General features: G+C 67.1%; 15 protein-coding genes. 11 read left to right on the top strand and 4 right to left on the bottom strand.

Annotation, left to right across the window (positions count from 1 at the left end; translation table 11 throughout):
* Positions 1–46: 46 nt before the first annotated feature.
* Positions 47–718, bottom strand: a complete 672-nt coding sequence (locus HUK65_RS06730; protein ID WP_179905383.1) for a cell division ATP-binding protein FtsE — start codon at positions 716–718, stop codon at positions 47–49.
* A gap of 100 nt (positions 719–818) precedes the next feature.
* On the opposite strand from HUK65_RS06730, the gene HUK65_RS06735 reads away from it, so the two are divergent.
* A complete protein-coding gene (locus HUK65_RS06735; RefSeq protein WP_179905384.1) occupies positions 819–1,652 on the top strand; it encodes a zinc-ribbon domain-containing protein in 834 nt (277 codons plus the stop codon).
* A 214-nt stretch (positions 1,653–1,866) separates the two neighbouring features.
* On the opposite strand, the gene HUK65_RS06740 is transcribed toward HUK65_RS06735, so the two are convergent.
* On the bottom strand, positions 1,867–3,060 hold the full coding sequence (locus HUK65_RS06740; RefSeq protein ID WP_179905385.1) for a pyridoxal phosphate-dependent aminotransferase: 1,194 nt from the start codon (positions 3,058–3,060) through the stop codon (positions 1,867–1,869).
* Between the two features lie 156 nt (positions 3,061–3,216).
* Here HUK65_RS06740 and HUK65_RS06745 point away from each other — a divergent pair, with 156 nt between their 5' ends.
* From HUK65_RS06745 to HUK65_RS06780, 8 genes are all read left to right on the top strand, one after another.
* Positions 3,217–4,125 carry a BKACE family enzyme gene (locus HUK65_RS06745; RefSeq protein ID WP_179905386.1) on the top strand — a complete coding sequence of 303 codons (909 nt, stop codon included), beginning with the start codon at positions 3,217–3,219 and terminating at the stop codon, positions 4,123–4,125.
* A complete protein-coding gene (locus HUK65_RS06750; RefSeq protein WP_179905387.1) occupies positions 4,122–4,637 on the top strand; it encodes a lipocalin family protein in 516 nt (171 codons plus the stop codon). Before HUK65_RS06745 ends, HUK65_RS06750 begins: the two co-directional genes overlap by 4 nt.
* Positions 4,637–6,094, top strand: coding sequence for a carnitine 3-dehydrogenase (locus HUK65_RS06755; RefSeq protein ID WP_179905388.1), 1,458 nt, complete (start codon positions 4,637–4,639; stop codon positions 6,092–6,094). The genes HUK65_RS06750 and HUK65_RS06755 overlap by 1 nt, the downstream gene beginning before the upstream one ends.
* The gene (locus HUK65_RS06760) at positions 6,094–7,257 is read left to right on the top strand and encodes an acyl-CoA dehydrogenase family protein (protein WP_179905389.1); all 1,164 of its coding nucleotides are present in this window, start codon (positions 6,094–6,096) and stop codon (positions 7,255–7,257) included. The genes HUK65_RS06755 and HUK65_RS06760 overlap by 1 nt, the downstream gene beginning before the upstream one ends.
* Positions 7,258–7,458: 201 nt before the next feature.
* Positions 7,459–8,829 (top strand): MFS transporter, encoded by a 1,371-nt coding sequence (locus HUK65_RS06765; protein WP_179905390.1) that lies wholly within the window; start codon positions 7,459–7,461, stop codon positions 8,827–8,829.
* Positions 8,805–9,695, top strand: coding sequence for a penicillin-insensitive murein endopeptidase (mepA, locus tag HUK65_RS06770; RefSeq protein ID WP_179905391.1), 891 nt, complete (start codon positions 8,805–8,807; stop codon positions 9,693–9,695). The genes HUK65_RS06765 and mepA overlap by 25 nt, the downstream gene beginning before the upstream one ends.
* Positions 9,696–9,830: 135 nt before the next feature.
* The gene (locus HUK65_RS06775; protein WP_179905392.1) at positions 9,831–10,304 is read left to right on the top strand and encodes a CoA-binding protein; all 474 of its coding nucleotides are present in this window, start codon (positions 9,831–9,833) and stop codon (positions 10,302–10,304) included.
* A 276-nt stretch (positions 10,305–10,580) separates the two neighbouring features.
* Positions 10,581–11,663, top strand: a complete 1,083-nt coding sequence (locus HUK65_RS06780; protein ID WP_179905393.1) for a Hint domain-containing protein — start codon at positions 10,581–10,583, stop codon at positions 11,661–11,663.
* A gap of 195 nt (positions 11,664–11,858) precedes the next feature.
* Here the strand turns inward: HUK65_RS06780 and HUK65_RS06785 are convergent, their stop codons facing one another.
* Positions 11,859–12,785: a dihydrodipicolinate synthase family protein gene (locus HUK65_RS06785; protein WP_179905394.1), complete on the bottom strand. Its 927-nt coding sequence runs from the start codon at positions 12,783–12,785 to the stop codon at positions 11,859–11,861.
* Between the two features lie 81 nt (positions 12,786–12,866).
* The gene (locus HUK65_RS06790; RefSeq protein ID WP_179905395.1) at positions 12,867–14,018 is read right to left on the bottom strand and encodes an acyl-CoA dehydrogenase family protein; all 1,152 of its coding nucleotides are present in this window, start codon (positions 14,016–14,018) and stop codon (positions 12,867–12,869) included.
* A 134-nt stretch (positions 14,019–14,152) separates the two neighbouring features.
* Between HUK65_RS06790 and HUK65_RS06795 the strand changes: the two genes are divergently transcribed.
* Positions 14,153–14,605, top strand: coding sequence for a DUF1178 family protein (locus tag HUK65_RS06795; protein ID WP_179905396.1), 453 nt, complete (start codon positions 14,153–14,155; stop codon positions 14,603–14,605).
* 102 nt (positions 14,606–14,707) lie between these two features.
* Positions 14,708–15,682, top strand: coding sequence for a glutathione S-transferase family protein (locus HUK65_RS06800; RefSeq protein ID WP_179905397.1), 975 nt, complete (start codon positions 14,708–14,710; stop codon positions 15,680–15,682).
* Positions 15,683–15,718 lie beyond the last annotated feature (36 nt).

The following is a 15,718-nucleotide window of genomic DNA, read 5'->3' on the forward strand; positions in this document are numbered from 1 at the left end:
CGGTCGCCCGTTTTCTGCGTCTCGCGCGGTTCGGGGGCCGCGCCGCTCACAGATCGGCCCCGGCAAGCTGCATCCGCCGCCCCGCGATCCGCAGCACCCGCGCCGAGATCTGCGACTTGGCGGTGCGGATCAGGTTCAGGTCATGGGTGGCGATCAGCACCGCCGTACCCATGCGGTTCAGCTCGATCAGCAGCGACAGCAGCCGCACCGACATGTCCCAATCCAGGTTGCCCGTCGGCTCATCGGCCAGCAGCACCTCGGGCGAGGTCATCACCGCGCGGGCCAGCGCCGCGCGCTGGCGCTCACCCCCCGAAAGCGTCGGCGGCAGCGCATCGGCCTGCGCCGACAGCCCCACCCAGCCCAGCAGGTCGTCAAGGTCGCCTTCGGGAACCGGGCGCTGACTGGCGATCAGCGGCAGGGCCACGTTTTCGCGCACCGGCAGATGATCCAGAAACTGGCAGTCCTGATGCACCACGCCGATCCGCTGGCGGGCCCGGGCCAGATCATTGCGCCCCATCTTGCGGCGACTTTCGCCAAACAGCCGCACATCCCCGCTGCGCGGCTGCAATTCGCCGTAGCAGAGTTTGAGAAGCGTGGTCTTGCCCGCGCCCGACGGACCGGTCAGGAAATGAAAACTCCCCTGCCCCATGCTGAGCGAGACATCGCTGAACAGCTCGGTCCCGCCGTAACTATGTGCAACACCGTCCAGTTCGATCAACCCGGTCTCCCGTTACGGCTTGGACTTCACCTTTGGGCTTGCTACAACACCGCAATCGAAGTGCCAATGGCGGATACTTCGCAATCAGGGAGCGCCCGTCATGCGCTTGATCTGTCCCGGGTGCGGCGCACAATACGAGATCGACGACGCGCTTGTGCCTGCGACCGGGCGCGATGTGCAGTGTTCGGCCTGTGGCCACGCCTGGTTCCAGTATCCGGCCGAAATCGATGCCGCCAGCGCCGCCGATGACAGCACCCCTGCGGCGGGCGAGGACGAGGGCACCGATACCCCCGCTGCCGCCGCCCCTCCGGCCACCCCTCCGGCTGCCGAGAGCGCGCGCCGCCCGATCGACCCGGCGGTGGTTGACGTGCTGCGCGCCGAAGCCGCCCATGAGGAACGCCTGCGCGCGCAGGAGGCCGCCCGGCCCACCGTGCCGCAGGAACCGCCCGCAGCCGATGCGCCGCCTGATCCCGCGCCGGAAACGCCCGCCGACCCTGCCGAGCCTGCCTCCGGGCTGGAACCGCAGGCCCCGTCCTCCGGCGGGCGCCGGGCGCGCAAGGCCGAAGCCGCGGCCCCGCCGGAACCCGCGCGCGCCAGGGCCGACACCGAGGGCACCCGTGGCGGGCTGCTGCCGGATATCGAAAGCATCAGTTCCACCCTCAAGCCCGAGAAAGCCCGGCGCAGCAATGCCGAAGGCAGCGAGCACGCCACCCCCGATGCCGACTCCCGCGGGGGGTTCGTGCAGGGGTTCACCGCGGTCGTCATTGCCATGCTTGCGCTGGTGCTGCTGTATATGTTTGCAGAGCCGCTGGCCCAGGCTGTTCCGCCGCTCGCAGATGCGCTGGCCGGATATGTCCGGCTGGTCGAGGGCGCGCTGCAATGGGCCGCCGGGCTTGTCGATTCCGTCACCGTCTGGCTGCGCGGCAGCGACTGACGGCAGACCGGCGGCCCTTGCCGACCCCGGACGCCGCGCTGCGCGTCATGCCCCTTGCGACCGTCCCCGGGCGCTGTGCGGCGGCGCGCAAATGGACGGACCACGGCAATGCCCCGCAAAGCCGCCCTGTTCAACCGCGCCGGAATGGTGATGGCTGGCGGCGCGGCGGGGTGTCTGGCATCAGGCCCCGCGCGCCCGGCCCCTGCAAGCGCCTTCAGCCCGGAACGGCAACCGGCGCCGGGGTGGCGCCCGCAAACCCGGCAATCAGGTCGCAGGCGCGTTCGAGCACCGCATCATCCACGGTCAGGCTGATCCGGATCCAGCTGTCCAGCACCGCCCCGAACGAGGTGCCGGGCATCACCGCCACGCCCGTCGCCTCGACCAGCGCATGGGCAAAGGCGTCGGCGCCCCCGTCGCGGGCGCCACGGGTGTCGATCAGCGCGAACATGCCGGCCTCGGCCGGGTGCACCCGCAACCCGGCGACCCCGTCCAGCCGGGATTGCACCAGCGCCAGTCGCCGCCCCAGCCGCTGGCGCAGCCCTGCGGCCACAAGATCCGGTTCACGCAGGGCCGCCGCGGTCATGTCGGCAATGAAGGGCTGGTTGCCGAACAGCATGGTTTCGGCCAGCGGCAACACCCTGGCGCAGAACTCGGCCGGGCCCGCGCACCACCCGGTGCGGAACCCGGCGGCGGCATGGCTCTTGGACAGGCTGTTGGTGACCACCACGCGCTCGGCATCCAGTGCGAAGGGCGAGATGAAGGGTTCAGGCCCGAACACCAGATCCTCATAGACCTCATCCGACAGCACCCAGAGGTCATGGGCGCGGGCCAGGTCCAGGATCGCCTCGACCTCGGCACGGCGCAGCACGGCGCCGGTGGGATTGTGGGGGGTGTTGAGGAAGATCACCCGCGTGGCCGGGGTGATCGCGGCCTCCAGATCGGCGGGCTGGATGCGAAAGCCCTGTTCGGGGCGCAGCGGCACGGCGACCGGGGTTGCCCCGCAGGCGGCGATGACGCCTTCATAGGTGGCATACATGGGGTCGCCCACCAACACCTCGCAGCCGTCATGGGCCATGGCCATCAGCACCGCATAAAGCGCGGTCTGGGTGCCGGGAAAGGCGACGAAATTCTGCGGCTCCATGGGCCGGCCCAGCCGCTCGGTATAGCGTGCGGACAGCGCATCCAGCAGCTCGGCCTCGCCCCGGCCATCGGAATAGCCGGTGCGCCCGGCATGCATGGCCCGCGCGGCCACGTCGATCAGGGTTTCGGGGATGTTCACATCCGGCTCGCCAATGGTCAGCAGGATGACCTCGCGGCCCTGACGCTCCAACTCGCGGGCACGGTAATGCACCGCCCATTTCGCACTGCCCAGATCGGCAAGCCGATCTGTCACCGGGGCGTAACGCATCTGAACCTCCTTTGCCGATCCGGGACGAAGCTGTGCCAAGACCGCGCGCCGGGCGCAAGGCCCCTGCGCCCGAAACTTGCCGGAAGGGCTTGCATTCCGCCATCGACCGGGTGTTGGTATGCCGCGAAACACCGAGGCCGAAAGAGGGAGCTTCCGATGCCGCTGACCATGAACCGCGAGGTCTTCATCACCTGTGCCGTGACCGGATCCGGGGGCACCCAGGACCGCAGCCCGCATGTGCCCCGCTCGCCCGCGCAAATCGCCGATGCCGCCATCGACGCCGCCCGCGCGGGCGCGGCCATCGTGCATTGCCATGTGCGCGACCCGGACACCGGCGCCCCCTCGCGCGATCCGGCGCTGTACCGCGAGGTGACCGAGCGCATCCGCGAGGCATCGGTCGATGTGGTGCTGAACCTGACCGCCGGCATGGGCGGCGATCTGACGCTGGGCGGCACCGACACCCCCCTGCCGCCCGTCACCGGCACCGACATGATCAGCGCGGCCGAGCGCGTGCAGCATGTGGTGGACTGCCGCCCCGAACTCTGCACACTTGATTGCGGCACCATGAACTTCGCCGAGGCCGATTACATCATGGTCAACACCCCCGGCATGTTGCGCGACATGGCCGCGCGGATGGTCGAAAGCGGCGTCCGGGTGGAGATCGAGGCCTTTGACACCGGCCATCTGTGGTTCGCCAAGCAGCTTGTGGCCGAAGGGATCATCCCCGACCCGGTGCTGGTGCAGCTGTGCATGGGCGTGCCCTGGGGCGCGCCGGATGATCTGAACACCTTCATGGCCATGGTGAACAATGTGCCTGCGGGCTGGCACTGGTCCGGCTTTGCCCTGGGGCGCAACCAGATGCCCTATGTGGCCGCTGCGGCCCTTGCGGGCGGAAATGTCCGCGTGGGGTTGGAGGATAACCTGTTCCTGGACAAGGGCGTGCTGGCCACCAATGCGCAACTGGTGGAGCGCGCGGTGACCATCCTGGAAAACATGGGCGCCAAGGTCATCGGCCCGCAGGCCGTGCGCGAGCGCCTGCAGCTTGAAAAACGCGGCCCGGCATGAGGCTCCTGGCCGCCCTTGCGCTGGCCCTTCTGGCGGGCTGCGGCACGGTCTGGCGCGACACGGACGCGCCCATGACCCCCGTGGCGGCGCTGGATCTGGATGCCTATGCCGGCCGCTGGTATGAGGTCGCGCGCTTTCCCGTCCCCTTCCAGCGCGGCTGCACCGCCACCACTGCCGACTATGGCCCGCCCGAGGATGGCGCGATCACGGTGGTCAACACCTGCCGCCGCGGCGCTCCTGATGGACCGGTCAGCCAGATCGCCGGGCGCGCCACGGTGGTGGGGCCGGGGCAGTTGCGGGTACGGCTGGGGCGGATCCCCTTTGCGGGCGCTTATTGGGTGCTGTGGGTCGCACCCGACCATGACACGGCGGTGGTGGGCGTGCCCAGCGGGCGCGCGGGCTGGATCCTGCACCGCAGCCCGGATATCCCGCCCCAACGGCTGGAGCAGGCCGGCGCGGTGCTGGCCGCGGCCGGCTATGACCTTTCACATCTGAAAATGACGGAGCATTGATGCCCAAGGCAGCGATCATCGGCGGCGGCGTCATCGGCGGCGGCTGGGCCGCGCGGTTTCTTCTCAACGGCTGGGAGGTGGCGGTTTATGACCCCGACCCCAACGCCGAACGCACCCTGGCGGCGGTGCTGAACAACGCCCGTGCCGCGCTTCCGGCGCTGTCGGACGTGCCCATGCCCCCCGAAGGCACCCTGCGCTTCGCCGCAACCCTGGCCGAGGCCGTCAGCGGCGCCGATTACATCCAGGAATCCACGCCCGAACGGCTGGACCTGAAACACCGCGTCCTGGCCGAGGTGCAGGCCAGCGCGCCGGACACGCCCATCGGCAGTTCGACCTCGGGCTACAAGCCCTCGCAACTGCAGGAGAACGCCCGCAATCCCGGGGCGATCTTCGTGGCGCATCCGTTCAACCCGGTCTATCTGCTGCCGCTGGTCGAAATCGTGCCATCGGCAGCCAATGACGCCGCGGGCATTGCCGATATCTGCGCGCTGATGCGTGACATCGGCATGTTCCCGCTGCATGTCCGCAAGGAGATCGACGCCCATATCGCCGACCGCTTCCTGGAAGCGGTGTGGCGCGAGGCGCTCTGGCTGGTCAAGGACGGCGTCGCCACCACCGAGGAGATCGACGAGGCCATCCGCATGGGCTTCGGCCTGCGCTGGGCGCAGATGGGGCTGTTCGAGACCTTCCGCATCGCCGGGGGCGAGGCCGGGATGCGCCATTTCCTGGCCCAGTTCGGCCCCTGCCTGACCTGGCCCTGGACCCGGCTGATGGATGTGCCCGAGTTCAACGATGACCTGGTGAACCTGATCGCCGGGCAGTCGGACGACCAGTCAGGGCACCTGTCCATCCGTGAGCTGGAGCGCATCCGCGATGCCAATCTGATCGGCTTCCTGCGCGTCCTGAAAGAGCGCAACTGGGGCGCCGGGCGCGTGCTGCTGGAACATGACGCCCGCCAGCGCCAGACCACCCCCGCCCCCACCCCGGACACCGCCGCACCCATGGTGATGGCGCAGATGCAGGTCCTGCCCGGCTGGATCGACTACAACGGCCACATGACCGAAAGCCGCTATCTGTTTGCCTCCTCGGAAACCACCGATGCCTTCCTGCGCTTCATCGGCGCGGGCCTGGACTATGTGCAGGGCGGGCACAGCTATTACACCGCCGAAACCCATATCCTGCACCATGGCGAGGCAAAGCTGGGGCACCGGCTGACCGGATCGGTGCAGGTCCTGGGGGCCGACGAAAAGCGGCTTCACCTGTTCATCCGTATCGCGCGGGACGGCGAAACGGTGGCAAGCGTGGAACAGATGCTGCTGCATGTGGACACAGCCGCCGGGCGCACCTGCCCCGCCGCCCCCGCAGTGCTGGAGCGTCTGATGCCGATCGCCAAAGCCCACCAGACCCTGCCCCGCCCCACCGGCGCGGGCCGCCATGTCGGACAAAGGAAAGACTGATGCATTTTGCCATGACCGACGAACAGCGCATGATCGTGGAGACCACCCGCGCCTTCGTCGAAACCGAGCTTTACCCCCACGAGGCCGAGATCGAACGCACCGGCCACCTGCCCATGGAGCTGATCCGCGAGCTGCAGGCCAAGGCCATGGCCGCCGGGCTCTATGCCGCCAACATGCCCGAGGATGTCGGCGGCGCCGGGCTCGATACCCTGTCCTGGCTGCTCTATGAAAAGGAACTGGGCCGGGCGAATTACGCCCTGCACTGGACCTGCGTGGCGCGCCCGTCGAACATCCTGCTGGCCGGCACGCCCGAACAGCGTGAAAAATACCTGGTGCCCTGCATGAAGGGCGAGACCTGGGATTGCCTGGCCATGACCGAACCCGGCGCGGGGTCCGACCTGCGCGGCATGTCCGCCAGCGCCCGGCAGGACGGCACCGACTGGGTGCTCAACGGCACCAAGCATTTCATCTCCCATGCCGATATCGCGGGCTTCACCATCGCCTTCATGGCCACCGGCGAAGAGGACACGCCCCGCGGGCGCAAGAAGAAGATCACCGCCTTCTTCGTGGACAAGGGCACCAAGGGCTTCACCGTGCGGGAAGGCTACCGCAACGTGGCCCATCGCGGCTATACCAACGCGATCCTGGAATTCGACGATTGCCGCATCCCGGCGGAAAACGTCCTGGGCGAGGTCCACAAGGGCTTCGAGGTCGCGGGCAAATGGCTGGGCGCCACCCGGCTGCAGGTGGCCGCCACCTGCTTGGGCCGCGCCGACCGGGCGCTGGCACACGCGCTGTCTTGGGCGGCCGAGCGGCGCCAGTTCGGCCAGCAGATCGGCAAGTTCCAGGGCATCGGCTTCAAACTGGCCGACATGGCGACCGAGCTGAAGGCAGCCGAACTGCTGACCTGGGAAGCCGGCTGGAAATATGATGCAGGCACCGTGACCGAAGCCGACATGGCCATGGCGAAACTGAAAGCGTCAGAGATGCTGGCCATGGTCGCCGATGAGGCGATCCAGATCCATGGCGGCATGGGGCTGATGGATGAATTGCCGCTGGAACGCATCTGGCGCGATGCGCGGCTGGAACGGATCTGGGAAGGCACCTCCGAAATCCAGCGCCACATCATCAGCCGCGAGATGCTGCGCCCCCTGGGCGGCTGAACCCACCCCGCCGCGCCGCGTCCCGGGCGCGCGCGGGTGGGCGGGTGGGAGCGCGGCCGGGACGGGGCGCGGCGGGGTGCTGGCGCCACACCCCCCGAAGCCGCAGGCCTGAGTGCACCAGAGCGTGACGACATCCCCCCTTGCATCACGCGGCCAAGCCTCGTTCTATGACGGGGCAGCAGCCACGGGGGAGCGACGGGCATGAGCGCCGATATCACGGCGAGGAAGCGCATCTGGGGCTGGTGGATGTTCGACTGGGCGAACCAGCCCTACAACACCCTGTTGCTGACCTTCATCTTCGGGCCGTATTTCGCCTCGGCCGTGGCCCCGGACCCGGTAAGCGGGCAGGCCATGTGGGGCTGGATGCTGGCGATCTCGGGCGTGGTGACGGCGCTTTTCGCACCCGTTCTGGGTGCGATTGCCGACAATTCCGGGTACAAGCGGGTCTGGATCGCGGGCTGGTCCGTGCTTTACGTGGCGGGCGCGTTTTCGCTGTGGTGGGCGGTGCCGGGGGCGGATACGGGCACCATCCTGCTGATCCTGGTGGCCTTTGCCATCGGCATGGTGGGGCTGGAATACGGGATCGTCTTTACCAACGCCATCCTGCCCAGCCTTGGCAAGCGCGAGGATCTGGGCCGCATCTCGGGCAATGGCTGGGCGCTGGGATATATCGGTGGGCTGGCCTCGCTGGTCATCATGCTGCTGCTCCTGGCCGAGGATGAGGCCGGTGTGACCCTGATCGGCATCGAACCGATCCTGGGCCTGGACCCCGACGCGCGCGAGGGCACACGCGCCGTGGGGCCGTTTTCGGCACTGTGGTATGTGATCTTCGTGATCCCGTTCTTCCTGTGGGTGCGCGAACCCCCAACCCCGCAGCAGGCCCCCGGCGCCATCCGCCGCGGCCTGGTCGAGCTGAAACACACCCTGCGCGCCCTCCCCGCGCGGCGCAGCCTCTTTGCCTATCTGGGCTCCTCGATGGTCTATCGCGACGGGCTGAACGGGATTTATGCCTTCGGCGGCATCTATGCCGCCGGGGTGCTGGGCTGGTCCATCGTCCAGATCGGCGTCTTCGGCATTCTGGCGGCGGCAGTCGGCGCGGTGGGCTGCTGGCTGGGCGGCAAGCTGGATTCCCGCCTGGGCCCAAAGCCCGTGATCATCGGCGCGATCCTGCTGCTGATCGCCGTCTGCACCATCATCGTGGGAACGGATCGGACCATGGTCCTGTTCCTGCCCGTAACGGCTGACTCCAACCTGCCTGACATCGCCTTCTACATCTGCGGTGCGCTGATCGGTGTGGGTGGCGGCAGCCTGCAGGCGGCCTCGCGCACCATGATGGTCCGCCAGGCCAACCCCGAACGCATGACCGAGGGCTTCGGCCTCTATGCGCTTTCGGGCAAGGTGCTGTCCTTTGTCGCGCCGGGGCTGATCGCGCTGGCCACCATGATCACCGATGACCAGCGCCTGGGCGTCACCCCCCTGATCGGGCTTTTCGCGCTGGGGCTGGTGCTGCTACTGTGGGTCAAACCCGAAGGAGAACCCGAGTTCCGATGCGCGCCCCAACCCTCGGCCTGATCCTGGCCCTCATCGGCCTGCCCTTGCCGGCAGCGGCGCAGGCCCTTGCCAACCAGCTTTTCGGCGCGCATCAGGCGCCATCGCTCCAGACGCCGCAGGCCATCGGCTCCTACGCCAATGGCTGCGCCGCCGGGCTGGTGCGCCTGCCGGAAACCGGGCCCACATGGCAGGCCATGCGGCTCTCGCGCAACCGCAACTGGGGCCACCCCGAGGCCATCGCCTATGTCCAGGACCTCAGCCGCACGGCCACGCAGATCGGGTGGCGCGGGCTCTATGTCGGCGATATCAGCCAGCCGCGCGGCGGGCCCATGACCTCGGGGCATGCCAGCCACCAGATCGGCCTGGACATCGACATCTGGATGCGCCCGCCGCACCGGCTGGATTTGTCGCGGGCCGAGCGCGAATCGCTCAGCTCGATCTCCGTGCGCAGCGCCGACCAGCGCAGCGTCACCTCGCACTGGACCCCGCAGCACCACGCGCTGCTGCGCGCCGCCGCGTCCGATCCGCGCGTGGACCGCATTTTCGTCGCCGCCGCCGTGAAGCTGGAGATGTGCCGCACCGCCACCCGCGCCGACACGCCCTGGCTGCAACGCATCCGCCCCGCCGTGGGCCACAACTACCACTTCCACGTGCGCCTGCGCTGCCCTGCGGGCTCCAGCGCCTGCCAGACCCAGTCCCCCACGGTGGCCGAGCTTTCCAACGGCGGCAATGGCTGCGATGACACGCTGCAATGGTGGGTCACCGACTTCCTGGACCCGCCCCGGCGCGAACGCACCGAACCCGCCCCACCCCGGCGACGCCATCCGCGCGAATTCACCATGGCCGATCTTCCCGGGCAATGCGCTGGCGTGCTCAACTCCCCCTGATCCTCGGCGCCCCTGCCGGCGCGCGCCAGCGCGCCGCCCCGCCCAACGGGAGGGGTCGGATTTCCAATCCGCCCCCGACGGGCGGGAGCCCCCGCCCCCCGGCAACCACGCCTGAACCAACCACCGGAAAGCCCCATGACCGAGTATTCCGACAGCTTCCTGAAACAGATCCTGAACCGCACCAGGGTCATTGCCATTGTGGGTGTTTCGCCCAATCCCGTCCGGCCCAGCTACTTCGTGGCCCGCTACCTGAAGCTCAAGGGCTTTCGCATCATTCCGGTCAACCCGGGTCATGCGGGCAGCGAAATCCTGGGGGAAACCGTGCGCGCTTCGCTCTCCGAATGCCCGCCCGATGTGGATATGGTGGATATCTTTCGCCGCTCGGAACATGTGCCCGCATTGGTCGATGAAGCGCTGGAACATCTCCCCGGCCTGCGCACGATCTGGCTGCAGATCGGCGTCACCCACGCCGAATCAGCCAGGCGCGCAGGCGACCACGGCATCGACACGGTTCAGGACCGCTGCCCGAAAATGGAGTATCAGCGCCTCTTCGGCGAATTGCGGAGGGGGGGCGTGAATACCGGCATTATATCGTCAAGGCTGAGTTGAATTCGAAAATTTCAACCATGGGTTGTTTTTTCGCGCAAAATACGCCTGAATTCACACTCTGGAAACAGTGTATTTCTATGTTTTGACACATTCCCGGCATGTTTCACGCAGATTCTGATGCGAATTATGATAATCACAACCGCTGGTTCTACCTTTGGCCGGGCTGCACACCAGCCCGGGTTCTGGTAGGGCTCCCGCCAGACCACCTGGCTGGGCCAGTGGGTCGTCAGATTCTCGGGACCCAATGCGTTCCCGGATCGATCAGGGGAAGTGAATATGAGTGTGACCATTAATGACGCCATCGTGTTGAGCGCCGGAACGCCTGGCGTCAACACCCAGGCCCAGGGCCAGGCCTACGCCTTCGACAATGGCGATTTTGTCGAGGTGCTTGACGGGCTTGTGTTCGAAGGCAATCTTGAAGGCGAATCCATCGGACCGGGGGCCACGGTGGATATCAACGGCATGGAATTCACCCTGACCAATATCTACGATTTCTGGGCCCAGGGCACGACCATCAACCTCGAAACGCAGGAAGAGGCGCCGTTTCAAGGCCAGGCCATCGGCCTGCGCCTCGAAGACCCTGACGGCGCCCCCCTGAACCTGGTGGTCCCCGCCGACTCCCTGACCGACCCTGAGGCAGGCTGGACCGGCGACCCCATCAACACGCTCAACGTCTTCAGCCCGCCGACCGAGGAACTCTTCATCTATTCCTACGAACAGGAAGATGGCAGCTTTGCCAATAAGCTTGGCAATGACAACGAAGTTGACATCCCCTGCTTCACCGCCGGCACCCTGATCGACACGCCGGATGGCGCGGTTGCGGTGGAAACGCTGCGCCCCGGTGATCTGGTGCTGACCCGGGACAATGGCTACCTGCCGCTGGCCTGGTGCGGACAGCGCAGCGTCGGCGCCGCAGAGCTGGCCACCAATGAGGCGATTGCCCCGGTCCTGATCGCCGCGGGCGCCCTGGGGGGCGGCCTGCCCGAACGCGCCATGCGCGTCTCGCCCCAGCACCGGATGCTGGTCACCGGCCCCCGCTCCGAACTCATGTTCGGCGAGCGTGAGGTTCTGGTCCCCGCCCTGCACATGATCGGCCTGCCCGGCATCACCCGTGACCATTCGGACGTGACCTATGTGCATATCATGTTCGAACGTCACGAGATCGTGCGCGCCGATGGCACCTGGAGCGAAAGCTTCCAGCCCGCCGACTGGGCGATGGCTGGCCTTGACGACAAGCAGCGCGAGGAAGTGCTGCAGCTATTCCCCGAGCTAGCCAGCAGCACAGGCCAGCGCAGCTTCGACAGCGCCCGCATGGTGCTCAAGGCGCATGAAGCCCGCGCCCTGCTCTCGGCGGCCTGAGCGCAACAGCGCTTCAGTCAGGATAAGGGGCGGCGAGGTGACCTCGTCGCCCTTCTTCATGACCGGACGCCTGCCACAGGGCGGCGCGCATACCCCCCAACCAAACCGCGGCCATCATGGCGGGACTCTGGCCCGGCGCCCCCAAGGCGCCCCCAAGGCGCGCGGAGCGCTGACAGCCGAAGCCGGGGGATCGGCTCAGCCCAGTTCGGCCAGCCGCCGCTCCTGCCGCCGGATCAGGAAATCCAGCTCGGCCACCGCCTCGGACGAGAGTGCCTGGCCCGGCTTGCGCTGCGTGTCCGAGGCGATGATCCCCCGCCGCGCCAGCGTGTATTTCCGCGCCGCCAGCCCCACGCCCTGCTGCTGCTCATAGCGCACCAGCGGCAGATAGGCGTCAAACACATCCTGCGCGCGATCATGGTCCCCCGCCGCACTGAGGCGGCAGACCTGCACCATCATCTCGGGGTAGGCGAAGCCGGTCATGGCCCCGTCGGCGCCGCGGCGAATCTCTTCGGGCAGGAACATGCCGCCATTGCCGCACAGGATCGATACACGCCGCCGACCGGCAGCCTCGGCCTTGCGCAAGGTGGTGATCTTGGACAGCCCCGGCCAGTCCTCATGTTTCAGCATCACCACCGACGGATGCGCCTCGAAGATCGCGCCCAGCGTGGCGGGGCTGATGGTCACTCCGGTGACCAGCGGAAAATCCTGCAGGCACAGCGGCACATCCGGACCCAACGCCTCGACCACATGGCCGTAATAACCGATGATCTGCTCATTCGTGCGCAGGCTGCCGGGCGGCGCCACCATCACCCCGGCAGCCCCCATATCCATGGCCCGGAGTCCCAGGTCCCGGATCGCCGCCAGCCCCGGGGCCGAGACACCGACAATCACCGGCATGTTCCCGGCCCGGGTCAGGGTCGCGCGGATGACACTCAGCGATTCCTCGGGCGTCAGCTTCGGTGCTTCGCCCATGACCCCCAGGATCGTCACGCCATCGGCCCCCGCATCGCGGTAGAAATCGATCATGCGGTCGATGCTGGCCATGTCCAGCGCGCCATCGGGGGCAAAGGGGGTTGCGGCAATCACGAAGACCCCTTTGGTCTGCGGCGTGATCTGGGGCATGGGGTCCTCCGGCTTTGTCATCATGGGGTGGGCATGATCCTTCACCGGGCGGCGCAGGGATGCAAGCCCCGCCCCGGCCGGTCAGTAACTGCGCGGCATCCCCAGCACATGTTCGGCGATATAGGACAGGATCAGGTTCGTGGAAATCGGCGCCACCTGATAGAGGCGGGTTTCGCGGAACTTGCGCTCGATGTCGTATTCCTCGGCGAAGCCGAAGCCGCCATGGGTCTGGACGGCGGCCTCGGCGGCCTCCCAACTGGCCTCGGCTGCCAGCATCTTGGCCATGTTGGCCTCGGCGCCGGGGTTCTCGCCGGCTTCATAGCGGCGCACGGCGTCGTGGACCATCAGTTCCGCCGCCCGCATCCGGGCGTAAGCCTGCGCGATGGGAAAGGCGATGCCCTGGTTCTGGCCGATGGGGCGGCCAAAGACCTCGCGCTCCTTCGCATAGGCGCTGGACTTGTCGATCAGCCATTTCGCATCGCCAATGCATTCGGCGGCGATCAGGATGCGTTCCGCGTTCATGCCGGACATGATGTAGCGAAAGCCGCGCCCTTCCTCGCCGATAAGGTTCTCGACGGGGATTTCCACATCGTCGAAGAACACCTCGCAGGTGGCGTGGTTCATCATGGTGCGGATGGGCGAAATCCGCATCCCGGCCTCGCGCGCCGCCTTCATGTCCAGAATGAATACCGACAGCCCGTCCGTGCGTTTGGCCACCTGATCCGCGGGCGTGGTCCGGGCCAGCAGGATCATCAGGTCCGAGTATTCGGCGCGGCTGGTCCAGATCTTCTGGCCGTTGACGATGTAGCGGTCCCCCTCACGCCGGGCAAAGGTCTTGATGGCGGGGGTGTTGGTGCCGCTGCCGGGTTCGGTCACGCCAAAGGCCTGCAGCCGCAGATCGCCGCTGGCGATGCCGGGCAGGTAGCGGGCCTTTTGCGCGTCGCTGCCGTGGCGCAGCAGCGTGCCCATGGTATACATCTGCGCATGGCAGGCGCCCGCATTCCCGCCCGAGCGGTGGATTTCCTCAAGAATCGCCGCCCCCGCCGACAGGCCCAGGCCGATCCCGCCATACTCCTCGGGGATCAGCGCGGCCAGATAGCCCTGCGCGGTCAGGGCGTCGACGAATTCCGAAGGATAGGCGCGCTCGGCGTCCAGTTTGCGCCAGTAGGCGCCCGGAAAATCCGCACAAAGCCGCGTCACGGCATCCCGGATATCCTGATGCATGTCGATCATTCTGTCATGCCTCCCTTTCTCCCGCCCCTGTGATACCCTCCCACCCCGGAAAAGACGAGGGCACCCCACGCCCATCATCTTGATTTTCCTGCCCCACGGCGTATTTACAAGGACACTGTCGGAAAGCAGGAAACATGATCCGATTTTCGCTCAAATGCCCGAATGACCACGGATTCGAAAGCTGGTTCCAGTCCGGTGAGGCCTATGAGAAGCTGCGCGCCGCCGGGCATGTCACCTGCCCCGTTTGCGCCAGCCCGGATATCGAAAAGGCGCTGATGGCGCCAGCCGTGACCACCGCGCGCCGCCAGCAAGCCCCCGAACCCGTCGCGTCTGACAACAGCGCCGTGCCCGTGGCCTCGGCCACGTCAGAACTCGAATCCCGCCTGCAAGCCCTGCGCGCCCATGTCGAGGCGAATTCCGATTATGTCGGCCGCGATTTCGCCACCCAGGCCCGCCAGATGCACCTGGGCGAACGCCCCGAACGCCTCATCCATGGCGAAGCCAAACCCGCCGAGGCCCGCGCCCTGCTGGAAGACGGCATCGCCATCGCGCCCTTGCCCTTCGTGCCCAGCCGCCGCACGAACTGAGCGCGCGGTTGCGCATCCGCAAACACGTCCTGCGCGGACCCGCCAATTGCGCCCCCTGGTGCAACACATACCTTTGCGGCAACGCAAACGCAGGAGAATCACATGGGCAAGCTGGTCAATGGCGAATGGGATACCGGCTGGTATGACACGTCAAAAAGCGGGGGCGCGTTCCAGCGTGACACCTCGCGCTTTCGCAACTGGGTCACGGCCGATGGCAGCGCCGGCCCTTCGGGCGAGGGGGGATTCAAGGCTGAAAGCGGGCGCTATCACCTGTATGTCTCCTATGCCTGCCCCTGGGCGCACCGGACCCTGATCTTTCGCGCGCTCAAAGGGCTGGAGCCGCATATCGATGTCTCGGTCGTGCATCCGGACATGCTCACGGATGGCTGGGAATTCCGCACCGATTTCCCCGGCGCGACCGGTGACACGCTGTTCGGCCATAGCTACATGCGCGAGGTCTACACCCGTGCGAAACCCGATGTCTCGGGCCGCGTGACGGTTCCGGTGCTCTGGGACAAGGACCGCAATACCATCGTGTCGAATGAATCGGCAGAGATCATCCGCATGTTCAACTCGGCCTTCGACAAGATTACCGGCAACACCGATGACTACTGGCCCGAGGCCCTTCGCGCAGACATCGAACCCGTCAACGACCGCATCTATGACACGCTCAATAATGGCGTCTACAAATCTGGCTTCGCCACCGCGCAAGCCGCCTATGATGATGCCGTCAGCGCGCTGTTTGACACGCTGGACTGGCTGGAATCCCGTCTGGCCGAGAACCGCTATCTGATGGGCGATCAGGTGACCGAGGCCGATTGGCGCCTGCTGCCCACGCTCTTGCGCTTTGATGCGGTCTATCACGGGCATTTCAAATGCAACCGCGCGCGGATCGTGGATTACCCCAACCTCTGGGCCTACACGCGCGAACTTTACCAATGGCCCGACGTGGCGGCGACCTTCAACCTGGACCATGTGGTGCGCCACTACCATTACAGCCATGACACCATCAATCCGCACCGGATCATCCCCATAGGCCCCCGGCTGGATTTCAACGCCCCCCACGGGCGCGGCTGACCGACCCCAGCGCCCGCCTGCCCCCGCGGCCTGATC

Source organism: Rhabdonatronobacter sediminivivens (genome assembly GCF_013415485.1).
In the GTDB taxonomy this organism is placed as follows: Bacteria; Pseudomonadota; Alphaproteobacteria; order Rhodobacterales; family Rhodobacteraceae; genus Rhabdonatronobacter; species Rhabdonatronobacter sediminivivens.

Coding starts and splice junctions, on each gene's coding strand:
- HUK65_RS06735 (WP_179905384.1), top strand. CDS start 819: ATGCGCTTGATCTGTCCCGGGTGCGGCGCACAATACGAGATCGACGAC.
- HUK65_RS06740 (WP_179905385.1), bottom strand. CDS start 3,060: ATGCGTTACGCCCCGGTGACAGATCGGCTTGCCGATCTGGGCAGTGCG.
- HUK65_RS06745 (WP_179905386.1), top strand. CDS start 3,217: ATGCCGCTGACCATGAACCGCGAGGTCTTCATCACCTGTGCCGTGACC.
- HUK65_RS06750 (WP_179905387.1), top strand. CDS start 4,122: ATGAGGCTCCTGGCCGCCCTTGCGCTGGCCCTTCTGGCGGGCTGCGGC.
- HUK65_RS06755 (WP_179905388.1), top strand. CDS start 4,637: ATGCCCAAGGCAGCGATCATCGGCGGCGGCGTCATCGGCGGCGGCTGG.
- HUK65_RS06760 (WP_179905389.1), top strand. CDS start 6,094: ATGCATTTTGCCATGACCGACGAACAGCGCATGATCGTGGAGACCACC.
- HUK65_RS06765 (WP_179905390.1), top strand. CDS start 7,459: ATGAGCGCCGATATCACGGCGAGGAAGCGCATCTGGGGCTGGTGGATG.
- mepA (WP_179905391.1), top strand. CDS start 8,805: ATGCGCGCCCCAACCCTCGGCCTGATCCTGGCCCTCATCGGCCTGCCC.
- HUK65_RS06775 (WP_179905392.1), top strand. CDS start 9,831: ATGACCGAGTATTCCGACAGCTTCCTGAAACAGATCCTGAACCGCACC.
- HUK65_RS06780 (WP_179905393.1), top strand. CDS start 10,581: ATGAGTGTGACCATTAATGACGCCATCGTGTTGAGCGCCGGAACGCCT.
- HUK65_RS06785 (WP_179905394.1), bottom strand. CDS start 12,785: ATGCCCCAGATCACGCCGCAGACCAAAGGGGTCTTCGTGATTGCCGCA.
- HUK65_RS06790 (WP_179905395.1), bottom strand. CDS start 14,018: ATGATCGACATGCATCAGGATATCCGGGATGCCGTGACGCGGCTTTGT.
- HUK65_RS06795 (WP_179905396.1), top strand. CDS start 14,153: ATGATCCGATTTTCGCTCAAATGCCCGAATGACCACGGATTCGAAAGC.
- HUK65_RS06800 (WP_179905397.1), top strand. CDS start 14,708: ATGGGCAAGCTGGTCAATGGCGAATGGGATACCGGCTGGTATGACACG.